Genomic DNA, 12972 nt, shown 5'->3' on the forward strand with positions numbered 1-12972 from the left:
ATTTATACGGTTAAACTATTGAATATTTCTTTCTGTAGTTAGCCTACCATATTCCGTTCCGATTGACCATACCTTATACAGAAATTTTTGGATTTCGTACTAATCTTGAATATTTCGCCTCAAGTGAGCCAGTAAAACGCAGCAGACTGATCCACCTTCACGCTATAAATTGAGCCACCCCTACGTTGCGAGAGCCAGTTTGAAATAGTTGCCGGGGGAGAGTGTCCCCCGGTAGGATAAAAAAGTTTAGGCTTCTGTAGCAATCCCTTTTCGTTTCCTCATAGAATCTTGTCCATCAATAAAGATTGTGTATGAATCATGGATGATGCGATCGAGGATAGCATCGGCCAACGTATCTTCACCGATTTTTGCGTGCCATCCAGCAGGACTGAATTGAGAACTAAAGATAGTTGAGCCTTGTTTGTGCCTAGCTTCCACGATTTCCAGCAGATCGCGAGCCGCAGCACCGGTCAGCGATGTCAAAAGCCATTCATCCAGAATCAACAGGCTAACCTTTTTATACTGTTTCATTACTGTCTGATAATTGCCTTCTCCACGGGCTACAGCTAATTCATCTAATAACTCAGGCAACCGAACATACTTCACGGTATAGAAGTTACGGCAAGCTGCCACACCAAAAGCACAGGCAAGATATGTTTTACCGGCACCAGAAGCGCCAAGTATGATAATGTTATGGCATTCTCCAATGTAGTTGCATGTGGCAAGGCGGATAATTTGTGTTTTGTCCAGCTTACGATCGACATGGTATTCGATGTCCTCAACTGCCGCACTATGAAAGTGTAGACTCGCTTTTCTTATAAGTCGATTCAGATGATTACTTTTGCGGCGCGTCCATTCTGCATCAACCATTAGCCCAAAACGTTCTTCAAAATTCAGTTCACCCAGAGATGCATCCTGGATCTGTAGCCTATAAGAATCCGCCATGGCAGATAGTTTCATTTCACATAACTTGTTTAAAGTTGTTTTATTCATCATTTGGATTCACCTCCGTAGTATGCAGCTCCACGGGTGAATCCATGGGAATTTGTTTTCGGCTTCTCTTGGGATGGAGTTTCCTGAGTGATTCGGTCACTACCGGAATGCAAAATGGTTTGGATACTTTTAAATCCGGGACGCGGTGTATATGTTAAAGCACGGGTACATGCGGATTCCAATCTCTGTATAGAGTATTTGTCTGCCAATTTCAGAAGTCCCATGCATGCCCGATATCCTTGCTGCTCGACCTTGTGGGACGCAAAGATTGCCTTAATCACCGCTTCAGTATTCGGTCCAATACTCTTTGCCCAGGAAAGAAAACGTTCCGCATTCCATGCGGTGTATTTCTGATGATCGTCCGGCATATGTTCCACAGTTGTACTGTATTGTCCGGGATATCCATGTAATCTGGGATGTGAACAAATTCGGTTTCCTTGAAAAAAGACCTCCATCACGTTGCGTGTCAGACGAATATCCACTTTTTGTTTGATATACTCATAGGGCACTGAATAGTACATTTTTTCCACGGCAACATGGTAATTGTACTGCACAGTGGCAATCTTCCATGTTGACAACTCGTAGGGCTGTTTAGGTAAAGGCAGAAGATATTCCTTTTCTTCTTCAAGAAAAACGCTTTTGCGACTACCGGACTTCTTTTGAAAAGGTTTTGTGTTGAACTGCTCTAACTTTTCTCGGATGGCACTGTTCAGTTCCGCCAATGAGAAAAATTGCTGCTTACGCAACGCAGCGATGATCCAAGTGGAAATAATGCCCACGGTACCCTCTACCTTTGGCTTGTCCTTTGGAGTTCTGACACGAGCAGGGATAACACAGGTACCATAGTGTTCTGCCATTTCATGATACGTTCGGTTAATGATCGGTGTATACCAGTTCACACGCTCAACACCAGTTTTTAGGTTGTCTGGTACCAGAATACGGGCAACGCCGCCAAAGAAGCGATAGGCATTTACATGAGCAGTAATCCAACTTTCTTGATTCTGATTAAGAAACGCTTCCACGTAGGCATATCCACTGCTGGACAATGCTGTCACGAAGATATATGCCGGAATAAGTTCTCCGGTATCGGTATCCGTAATGAAAGCTGTCTGACCGGCCCAGTCTACCTCCTGCTTTTCACCAGGCTTGCGATCAATGTGCATAGTTGCTTTTGTTTTGTTTGCAAACTCTCGGTAATATTTACAGAACTGCGTATACATAAACGGTACATCGCCGGACAAGCGACTCTGTTCGCAGTACTCATTCCACAAAAGGCTTAGGGTTACACCGCTTTTAGCCATTTCCTTGTGGACGTATTCGTAGTCCGGAAATTTGTACAGACTTTTCGGTGTGATTGTTGGAAAAAGTAGCTTGCCGATTTCTTGATCGGTCATCTTTTCCAGCAATGGCCACGATAACTGAGCTTCTTCTGCTGTGTTGATGGTTTTAGTTACGGTGTTCCTTGAGCAGCCACAACTGGCAGCTATGCTGCGCTGACTGATTCCCTGGGTGTGTAGTCTTAGAATTTCTCTGTACGACGTCATATTTACATGACCTCCTGATGAAAATTCACATCTTATTGATGCATATTTTCATTGTACAGGTTCATGGTTTTCGCTGGCTCACTTTGCGCGTACGCGTTGCTCCGCACATACGAAATATTCATAATCTTTCGTATCTAATCTTTTGACCCTGCTGCGCCAGAGAAGCCACCTTGCTGTGGACTGTGGTGTGCTGTAATCATCCGGTGGGCTTGCCGCTGTGTTGCGACCAGTTGAGAACGACTTCTTTGATCTTTTGCAGCGAGCGAGTCTCGCCTTACTTTGATTTATTTTATTTAATAGTTCTCTGTAGAGTTTAGCAATTAATTCAATTTAATTTAAAGATACACGATTTTACGCCTTGCTCAGTTTTAAATTTACGTAATAAATATTATCGGACATAAAATTTATAAAAAATTGATTAGAAATACCACGAACATGATTGAACTTGTTCAGCAAAGTAATAATAAAAAATCAGCTCACGCAAGCTGATTTTTTTATTACCTTAAATTTAAATAATTAATAATTAGTGCTATTCTTAGGTTTAGGTTGCTGGGCTGGAATCTTAGCTCCAACGCGTATGATCCTGTCAACAGGTGAAAATTCATCAATTGCCAGCAGTTCCTGTTTAACAACTTGTCCATCGACTTTTTTAATACGATAGGTAGATACCTGAACCCCTCTTTGTCCTTCATCTTCTACAATTTCTTTTCCTAATTCTAGCTGCTGATCTTTTTGGATGATGGTATTTGGCTCTAATATCTTTTTATCTGTAGAGACTATATAAATTTCAGGCTGTTTTTGAATTTGTTTGCCCCAGATATTTATAGTAAGCCTACTCCCCGATACTTCACTAGTAATATAAATATTCTGGGGTAGAGTATTCTTAAACTTAAAATCTAATTGATTATCAGCAACGGTTGCATCCTGTCCTAGGGGTACATAACCAGGTGGATGAAAATGAGCTGTTCGTTCTTCAATACTCAAATCTGCTAATAAAACAGCATTGTACAGGGTACTACTAACCTGGCATACTCCTCCACCCCAATCGGGTACTAAAACTCCATTAATATATCCAGGAGCTTTTTTATAGCCAAATTGAGGCAATCGTAAGCCTACAACATCATTAAAAGAAAATACTTCACCTGTTTTCACCAGCAAACCATTAACACTGCGAGCGGCTAAAATCACATTTTGCATACGGTTTTGATCCCAAGGATCAAAATGCGTAATATAAGAAGCAATTATTCCATCAATTTCTGCGAAATCACTAGCCACTACTGACGGTATAAAGTCGTTGACCGGTATTGTAAAGGTAAAAGTAATCTTAGTATTAAGATTATCAAGCACCAACGCCAGAGTTTTAGCTAAGTCAACTTTATGTCCGACTATCTCGGGAACGATCTCGAATTTTTCAGCTAATTTCATCCTGGCATTCTGTGGTTCTTGATCAATACTAGTAGCAATATTGGTGAAAATACTTTGAACTTTTGCTTGGTTATACTGGAAAGCTAATGGCAATTTATGTCCCTGATTTACCGCTAAATATCTTTCTTTTAAGCGATGAATAATGTTACCAGTCCGTCCAATATCGTATGCCTGCTGAGCTAATTGTTTTGCCTGAATACTCAAGTCAATGTCCTGTGCAGAAATTGTCCACTTTTGATTTTGATATACTGCTGTAATCACAGGTGTTTTGGCAGTCCGTTCTTTAAATGCAGCCGCAATCTTTTCCTGCGCTTGCATTATTGATAAACCGCCAACATGAATATCGCCAACAGTGACTCCGTGGTAAATTTCATTTTTGACTAAGAAAGCTGTATTAGCCGCAATCATACTTACTGAACTAAATAACATTATAATAAGTAAGAAAAATAGTATGTTTGCATTTTTTGATGTTACAGTCTGCACAAGGCATAATCAATCCCTTCGTTATGGTAACAAACCCCCGCCGATATAGCGGGGGAATTTTGGATACTGTTGGGGATACTATTATTGAATGTTCATTGATAGTTCAACAAATTTACCGGCAAGCTTTGCTTTTTGCAAAACTTCCTCAGTAATCTCGCTACCCTGATCAACAATTAACATTCCATTATCAGTCTCAATCCGGCGAGCAGCTTTCTTGCCAAGTAAGAACTTACGATGTTTGTCATCAAATTTTTTCGCAGAATCATCAACAGGCTGTTGCTCCGCTTCACGAACTTCATTAGTTGGAATCGGATCAGCAACCTCAGCCTGAGAAACAGGGTCAGAATCAAGATTAGCTGGAATAGGTTCAGCTTCAGGCTCAACCACTGGTTCTGGTTGAACAGGTACAGTAGGGATAGTTTCAATAACTTCAACTTCCACACTATTGGCTGCAGATGCAGATATAGTATTTACCTCATCACTATCGGAAACAATTAAGACCGCTTTACCAAATGTAACAATATTTTGTGCCGGGAGTTGGACAACTTCACCGTCTGGTTTCTCTAACTCACAAGTAGTGATTTTACCTGAGTTATCAACGATAAATTCATTAATTTTACCTTGAATTTTGCCGCCTTTAGTAAGCACTTTGGTACCAATAATTTTAACATCAGCTTCAAACATTTTTTCAAACTCAGATTGTCCAGTAATAGCTATGATATCACTGCTATTATTGATAGTAACGGCAGATTCACCAAGACCGGCGATTGCAGGGAATGGTAAAAGCTTAGCACCTAAATACCATTTACCATCATCAATAACTAATGCAGCTATTGTACCATTAGAATAATTAACAAGAAGCTCTTTAACATTACCCAATTCTTTACCTTCGGTAATGCTAATAATTGGCTGTCCAATAATGTCCACACTTTTTTTCATTTTATGACCTCCATATATCTCTTAATAAATTAGATATTACCTACACTACGCCACTCGTGAAATTCTTCATCAATCTGTTTTACTATATGTGGCGGAATTTTTAAAAACGGTATATTTCCAAGACGATTTTGGAGTAAAACATTTTTGATAATCCGCAAATAAGCAATTGTACAAATAAATTCCTGTTCCATCATTTCGTCTTGCTTGGTTTGCGATAAATTACGACCATGCCCAAATACATTAATGGCACCATCGTAGTCTCCTTTGTTTTTTAATATATTACCAATTTCAACGACGAGAAATGGAGCAGCTTCACTATTAGGATATAATTTTAATGCTTTATTAAAAGCATTAAATGCAATTTCATAATCTTGACTTTCTTTATTCAAGAAAGCAAAATCAATCAAATCATCTAATTTCTCAGATTCCAACTGGTTAAGATCCAGTGGTTTATTGGATTTCATTATTGAATCATCAGCCTCCTGCACAGATGGCTGCTCTGGAGACAGTTCACCATTATCTGGCACTACTACATTCGCAACAACTGTCACGTCAGACATTTGTTGCGAAACTTCTGCTGTATTTTGCGTATATTCTTCAAATTCTTTTATCTCTGTACTGGGCTGATCTTCCTCAGTAGTAGAATCTTCTAGTTGGATAGACTGTCTGAATTCAGATTCAGGAACAGTAATTTCTGTAGAGTTTCCTATTGCCAATTGAGCATCTTCTCCATTCTCATGACTATCCTTGAGTTGCTGCTCAACTATAAGGTCTTCTGAAGGCCCAATAGTATCCGAGATCAAACCAGTAGTTACTGTTTCCTTTAATTCATCGAAATCGGATTCGATAACTGGTGCGACAGCTTGAGAGTCTGATTTTGCTTTAGCCGCTTCCTGCACAGATGACTGCTCTGGCGGCAGTACACCGTCATCTGGCACTACTACCTCCTCACCAGCTGCATCGGAGATTTGTAGCGAAACTTCTGCATCTTCCCCATCCTCATGACTATCCATGAATTGCTGCTCAACTATAGGGTCTTCTGAAAGGTCTTCTGAAGACCCTATAGTATCCGGGATCAAACCAGTAGTTACTGTTTCCTCTAATTCATCTAATTCATCGAAATCGGATTCGATAACTGGTGCAGCAGCTTGAGAGTCTGATTTTGCTTTAGCCGCTTCCTGCACAGATGACTGCTCTGGCGGCAGTACACCGTCATCTGGCACTATTACCTCCTCACCAGTTGCATCAGAGATTTGTAGCGAAACTTCTGCATCTTCTCCATTCTCATGACTATCCATAAATTGCTGCTCAATTATAAGGTCTTCTGAAGATTCAATACCCTCAGTAGTCAAACCCTTGCTTATTGGTTCCGCTACATCAGCTTCGCTAACTGGCGTACCAGCTAGCGAAGCATCCTGATTGGTTTCTTCCTGAGTCGCCATCTTAGCTGTTATCTCAGGCAGGATTAACGGTTCAGCCTGGCAACACGCACTTTCGGCCTCAGTGTCGAGTGTTTGCGGCGGCGAAGGTTCTTTATCACATCGGGCAACAAAGTAAGCAAATCCAACTGAAAAAATTGCCAATACAGCCAAAGTTCCAGGTAAACCGGCAAATCCCACAACAATTTTAGGTAAAACCAGGCTGATAAACATGGCACATACTGCACATAACAAGAGCGGCTTTATTCGCAAGCCAAGCCCAAATAGGTTGTTTGCCACCTTATAGACAATCAGCGTTGCAATAAACATAGCAACCGAACTGGCAATTATATATTCCACGATAGACCACCAAAAGCTACATATTTTTTCCAAGCCATAATAAGTCATACTTTTACTGTATTCGACGCTTTTGACTTTTTTCCTGTCAAGCAAGCAGTTCGATTTAAGAAATGTACAAAGAAATACCTAAATTACATGTTTATAATAGCATTCGCTGCTCCTAGAATGCCGAGTGCAGCATGCTCAAAGGTTAATCCACCTTGGAGGTAGATGATATAAGGCGGACGTAACGGACCATCCGCACTAAGTTCAATTGATGAACCTTGAATAAACGTCCCTCCTGCCATAATTACCTGATCAGTATATCCAGGCATAGGGCCAGGTAGTGGCCGTACATGTGCATCTACGGGGGAATATTGTTGTAGTCCTTGGCAGAATGCAATCATTTTCTCTGGTGATCCAAGTTCTATAGCTTGGATGATATCGCTTCGCAGTTCGTTAACGTGTGGTAAAGTTTTATAGCCCAGCAAATCAAATAATATGGCAGCAAATATGGCTCCTTTTAACGATTGCGCCACAACATGAGGCGCTAAAAACAAACCTTGATAAAGTAATCGGCTATCAGCAAGGCTAGCTCCCAAATGTCCACCCAACCCCGGTGCTGTTAGACGATAGGAAGCCATATCTACTAATTCTGTTTTGCCAGCAATATATCCGCCTGATGGCGCCAAGCCGCCACCCGGGTTTTTAATCAGCGATCCTGCCATTATATCAACACCGGCTGCTGTTGGTTCAGTGATATCCACAAATTCGCCATAACAGTTATCCACAAAGCAGATGCAATCTGGCTTGTGTCTCTTTATTTCAGCACAGGCGGCACTAATTTCACTAATAGATAATGGTTTTCGTAAACTATAACCCCGTGAACGTTGTATCAATGCTATTTTAGTATTACTTTTAAGATAGCCGGCAATTGCATTCAGGTTGATTCCGTCTGGAGTCATCGGTATTTCCTGATAGGTAATGCCACTTTCTATCAGTGAACCTGGGGTGTTAACTGTCTGTCCAATGACTGTCTGCATGGTATCATAGGGTGTACCTGTAAGGGCCAGCAACTCATCTCCTGGACGCAACAAGCCAAATAAGACACAGGCTAACGCATGTGTCCCAGATACAAATTGAGTACGCACCAAAGCCTTTTCAGCTCCACATAGCTCCGCCCATACGGCTTCAAGGCGATCCCGTCCACTATCGCCATAGCCATAGCCGGTTGTTGTACGAAAAAGATACTCGGAAATTTGATGGTTGCGAAAAGCCTTAAGTACCTTGGCTGTATTTCTTTCTGATATCTCATCAATTCTCGCAAACAGCGGCCGTGCCTGTTCCATGGTTTTTGCTTTTAGTGCCATAATCTGATCGGAAAATAAATTCATTAATTACTCATCTCCTACTACATACTTCTTAAACCGCTCCCAATATTCTGGTGATAAAGAAGCAGAAACATAAATGCCTTCTGCCTGGTATTCAACTGAATTTACAGTAGCAACGGCATATAGTTTGGCCATAAAACCACTGTCATCGTAGGGTATTATTAACCTTGCATCAATACTTTTTGCTTTAATAGTGCCTTCGATCATGGCAAGCAGCTTATCAATATGGGTTCCTGCAACTGCCGATACGGCAATACTGTCAGCTTGCCGGAGCATACGCTCAGTTACGTATTCATTGTCAATTTTGTCTATTTTATTGAATACCGTTATTACTGGTTTGGTATCAGCTCCCAGTTCTTTGAGCACTTGGTATACAGCGATATTTTGCTTCTCAAATTGTGGATGACTGGCATCAATAACATGAAGCAGTAAATCAGCCTGAACTACCTCTTCCAGCGTACCACGAAATGCAGCAATCAACTGATGAGGAAGCTTTTGAATAAATCCCACAGTGTCTGTTAGTAATATTTCTTGCCCACCCGGTAATTTAGTTCGTCTGGTAGTTGGATCTAATGTAGCAAACAGCTTGTCCTCTGCTAAAACTTCGGCAGCAGTAAGTTTATTAAGCAAGCTTGATTTTCCGGCATTGGTATAGCCTACTAATGCTATTGTAGGAATTTCAGATGCCTGACGCCGTTCACGGTGCAAAGACCGATGGGCTTTTAGGTTTTCAATTGCTTTTTCAATATCACTGATTCTTGTTCTTATTCGCCGCCGGTCAACTTCAAGTTTCGTTTCCCCTGGTCCTCTAGTACCAATGCCACCACCTAAGCGTGACAGCACCAGCCCTTGGCCGCCCAGGCGTGGCAGATTATATTTTAATTGAGCCAGTTCAACCTGTAACTTACCCTCATGAGAGTGCGCGCGTTGGGCAAAGATATCCAATATTAATGCTGACCGGTCAATTACTTTAACACCTAGTACTTGCTCTAAATTGCGTTGTTGAGCCGGTGAAAGTTCGTCATCAAAAATAATAATATTAACGCCCAACTCCTGGCGAATAAGACTAATCTCCTGAACTTTGCCGCGACCAATATATAAAGCAGCATCAGCGCGACTGCGCTTTTGCCAAACTGAACCTGCGACTTCAGCGCCTGCTGTCTGAGCCAATTGTGCCAGCTCACTAAGCGAATCACTAACATCCCATTCTCCTTGCCGTTCAATGCCAACCAATAGGGCTTTTTCTGTTTGCACTATAGTTGAACTAACATCTTTAGTTTCCAGCAATTGCTCGATTTGGTTGGTGAGATAGTTTAAATCGATCTGGACAAACTCAGCTAATGACAATGGCCCCACTGTCTGTACTTCATAACTATCAGGACAATGCCCTGAAATAAAACCAAGACTAAATTCAAGGATATTTTCGCTAACGGCTAATGCGACCATGATATCAAACCGCATTTTTTTTAGTGAGGCCAAATCGACACTACTTAATTGACTGTCTCCGCCTGGATGAGTATGTATGCAGCGAATACCGCTCAGCCGATTTAAAGCGCGTCTTCCATCTGTTTCTGGCAGTGGCACGGTCTTAGTATCGCCAACTGCTACTTGAACAACATTTCCCCGTCTATTAATATATACCGCAATTTCCTTGTTTAACTGTTCGGCAATAGCCCCCATGGCTTGTGCCAATTCAGCCGTGATTGTTTGACCGAAGGGAACTGTATATTCATATAACTGTTCTAAATTCTCAATAATTGTTTTTTTTAAGCCAGTCTTTTCTCCATATATCTCAGGCAATCAGTAAACACCCCTAACTTCAACCTTACTTTTGGTCATTTAATATTGTACAACACTTTTGTTATAAAGTATTCAAATCCCTGCTAAAATTTTCATGATTGCTTGTTTTTGCCCAGCATTCAGCACAAATAATGCATTTTCCGTCCTCTAAAGATTGTTGGCGCAGTTCTAGGGGCAAAGTGGCAGCTGCTTCCTGATACCCTTTTTCCCAGCCATGATATTTTCCTAGAATGTATCCTAATAAAAAGGCAGCTAGAATACCGAATATAGCATAGGTTATCATATTCGCACCGTATTAGTAAAACGAAATGATAATAAATAAACGATAGCCGTTCCGGCTAGTGTCGGAACAAATAACCTTTCATTCAGCCAAAAAGCTGCTAGGGTACAAAATAACCCTACAAGTAAGCATTCCATTTTACCATATCGATTAGCTAGATTACGCTGACCAGATAAGCAGTCACTGTGGGCATCAATATAGTCGTCAAATAATTGGATAGCAAATACAAAGCTAACCGAAAATAGCATAGTATTCCAACCGAATAATACCAGACCAACAGTAACGGCAACAAGTGATTCCTGAAATCCGTTTAAGCGACTGGGAAACTTATCGCGCATAGCACTAAACATTCCCACAATATAGCTGCCTAAAAATAAAGACAGAGCCAAAGGTGCATTGATGCCTGCTGACAGAGCTAATAAAAACATAGCATACAACATAGTCCCTTTGTCAAAAATCTCGGCCCAGTTAGTTTTCCCCGCTATAGCATCATATTCCTTATCCAGGTAATCATCGGCTAGTTTTACAGCTGCTGCACAACAGGCAACCGCTACAATGGTAGACAAAAATTCAAATATTTCTGGCCACACAAGCCTTCACCTCCCTAAATCCCTGACTATATAAAGCCGAGATAGGCATAATCCTAGCTTTAGGAAAAGCAGTTGCCAGATGAGGCAGATTATTTTTAGCAGAACTTAAATCATATTTATTTCCAAGCAGTACATAGGATTTGCAAATCATACCATAGTTATAAAATTCATAGTCAATAGAGGATTGTTTGGAAAACCCTTTATTGATAAGTGATAAGTCCACTACATGCAAAAGCAGGTCAACCGAACGTAACAAACCGATAGTTTGTGCCATCCCCTTACGAATTCGTTCATCAGCATGAATTTGTTCGCTGACACCACAAGTATCGGTAAGTTTAAAATTTACAGTTGCTTTGCCCACTTTCATATTTAGGAGCATCGACTGTAAAGAACATGTTTTATGTAAGGTGTTGCTGCATAATTCCCGTTTCGCTTCTTCAATGGAAAAATGTCGGCAAGTCATTAAACCATCATATGTCCGGAATGTAACATCAATATTTTTTGTTCCAAGATATCCGGCAAAATTAAGGGCAAATAAGGTTTTGCCAGAGTTAGGGCGACCGATGATCACACATTCCCGCATGGTCCCACCCCCATTAAATCACATGGTTCAATAACCATCAATTCTTCCCTGGTGGTAGAATGTTTGCTTATTAATCGCACAGCCTGCCTCCGAATAGACTTCTCAATAATATTCCGTACAGTACGGGCGTTGCCAAAATTATCATCGCTGTTGTTTTCTGGAGGATTAATCAAAGTAAGCAATGCAATTTTGGCTTGACTGGTAAGCTGATATTGACGCTTTACACACAGTTGTTCAGCAATTTCTAATAATTCCGGTTTGTTGTAATCGGGAAAATTAAGATGGATAGGAAACCGCGAATGCAGACCTGGATTTGTTTGTAAAAAAATTTCCATTTCCTTATGGTATCCAGCCAAAATTAAGATGAATTCATCTTTATGATCTTCCATGGCTTTCACCATACAATCAATAGCCTCTTTACCGAAATCTTTTTCGCCTCCTCTGGCCAATGAATAAGCTTCATCGATGAACAATATTCCTCCATATGCTTTTTTTAGTTGGTCACGCATCTTTTGAGCTGTGTGACCTATATACTCACCTACTAAATCAGCCCGCTCGACTTCAATTAGATGTCCCCTTGACAGTACTCCCATCTCCCGGAATACTTTGCCCATAATTCTGGCTACTGTGGTTTTTCCAGTACCAGGATTGCCTTTAAAGATCATGTGCAACACCATCGGCTCAGTATTTAAATGTTCTCTTTCGCGACGCTTTTGAATTTCAATAAAGGCATATATTTCACGCACTAACTTTTTAACTTCATTAAGGCCAATCAGGCTGTCCAGTTCGCGCAATATATTTTCGATACGCTGTTCTACAGTAAAGTGAATATCATTCGCATAATCACCGGCAAAAGCAGTACTATCTAACTCACGCAGTTTCTTAAACGCTTCGATAGGAGATATTTGGCCGGATTCAACAGCGGTTACTATATCTTCAGGCCACTGGCAATTCATGATTATCACCCCCACAGAGGCTTCGTGGTATATAGTATACGTCACCAATGCCCAATGGTGATTAATCTTTTTGCCAATTAAGCAGGAACTAAATAATTATCTTATTTAGTTCCGCCAGGCAGAGGCGAAGCCACCTACCGCATCGCTATACGAGTTACTTCTGTAGGAAAGATTTTGCTTATGCCGGGCGAATGCAAAAGACGGCCACCGGTTTTATGCCGGTTGCCGTCT

Annotated in this window: 11 protein-coding genes; all 11 read right to left on the bottom strand. The window is 41.0% G+C overall.

Features of this window, described 5'->3' with window-relative positions:
- Positions 1-246: 246 nt before the first annotated feature.
- The 11 genes from istB to SALPA_RS26120 all read right to left on the bottom strand — a co-directional run bounded on the left by istB (position 247) and on the right by SALPA_RS26120 (position 12741).
- On the bottom strand, positions 247-996 hold the full coding sequence (gene istB / locus SALPA_RS26070) for an IS21-like element helper ATPase IstB (protein WP_145100986.1): 750 nt from the start codon (positions 994-996) through the stop codon (positions 247-249).
- Positions 993-2537: an IS21 family transposase gene (gene istA / locus SALPA_RS26075; RefSeq protein ID WP_145100988.1), complete on the bottom strand. Its 1545-nt coding sequence runs from the start codon at positions 2535-2537 to the stop codon at positions 993-995. Before istA ends, istB begins: the two co-directional genes overlap by 4 nt.
- A 516-nt stretch (positions 2538-3053) precedes the next feature.
- Positions 3054-4391, bottom strand: a complete 1338-nt coding sequence (locus SALPA_RS26080) for a VanW family protein (protein WP_145102299.1) — start codon at positions 4389-4391, stop codon at positions 3054-3056.
- Between the two features lie 135 nt (positions 4392-4526).
- Positions 4527-5384 (bottom strand): PRC-barrel domain-containing protein, encoded by an 858-nt coding sequence (locus SALPA_RS26085; protein WP_145100991.1) that lies wholly within the window; start codon positions 5382-5384, stop codon positions 4527-4529.
- 29 nt (positions 5385-5413) lie between these two features.
- Entirely contained in the window at positions 5414-7162 is a 1749-nt protein-coding gene (locus SALPA_RS26090; RefSeq protein WP_145100994.1) for a hypothetical protein, read from the bottom strand.
- 131 nt (positions 7163-7293) lie between these two features.
- A complete protein-coding gene (locus tag SALPA_RS26095; RefSeq protein WP_145100997.1) occupies positions 7294-8535 on the bottom strand; it encodes a methionine gamma-lyase family protein in 1242 nt (413 codons plus the stop codon).
- Between the two features lie 3 nt (positions 8536-8538).
- Positions 8539-10332 carry a GTPase HflX gene (gene hflX, locus SALPA_RS26100; protein WP_145100999.1) on the bottom strand — a complete coding sequence of 598 codons (1794 nt, stop codon included), beginning with the start codon at positions 10330-10332 and terminating at the stop codon, positions 8539-8541.
- A 61-nt stretch (positions 10333-10393) separates the two neighbouring features.
- Positions 10394-10615 carry a hypothetical protein gene (locus SALPA_RS26105; RefSeq protein ID WP_145101002.1) on the bottom strand — a complete coding sequence of 74 codons (222 nt, stop codon included), beginning with the start codon at positions 10613-10615 and terminating at the stop codon, positions 10394-10396.
- Positions 10612-11202 carry a hypothetical protein gene (locus tag SALPA_RS26110; protein ID WP_145101005.1) on the bottom strand — a complete coding sequence of 197 codons (591 nt, stop codon included), beginning with the start codon at positions 11200-11202 and terminating at the stop codon, positions 10612-10614. The genes SALPA_RS26105 and SALPA_RS26110 overlap by 4 nt, the downstream gene beginning before the upstream one ends.
- Positions 11183-11785, bottom strand: coding sequence for a GTPase (locus tag SALPA_RS26115; protein WP_145101008.1), 603 nt, complete (start codon positions 11783-11785; stop codon positions 11183-11185). Before SALPA_RS26115 ends, SALPA_RS26110 begins: the two co-directional genes overlap by 20 nt.
- Complete coding sequence (locus SALPA_RS26120; RefSeq protein ID WP_145101011.1) at positions 11770-12741, bottom strand: AAA family ATPase; 972 nt, start codon at positions 12739-12741, stop codon at positions 11770-11772. Before SALPA_RS26120 ends, SALPA_RS26115 begins: the two co-directional genes overlap by 16 nt.
- Positions 12742-12972 lie beyond the last annotated feature (231 nt).

It is taken from the genome of Sporomusa sp. KB1 (genome assembly GCF_007830295.1).
GTDB lineage: Bacteria > Bacillota > Negativicutes > Sporomusales > Sporomusaceae > Sporomusa.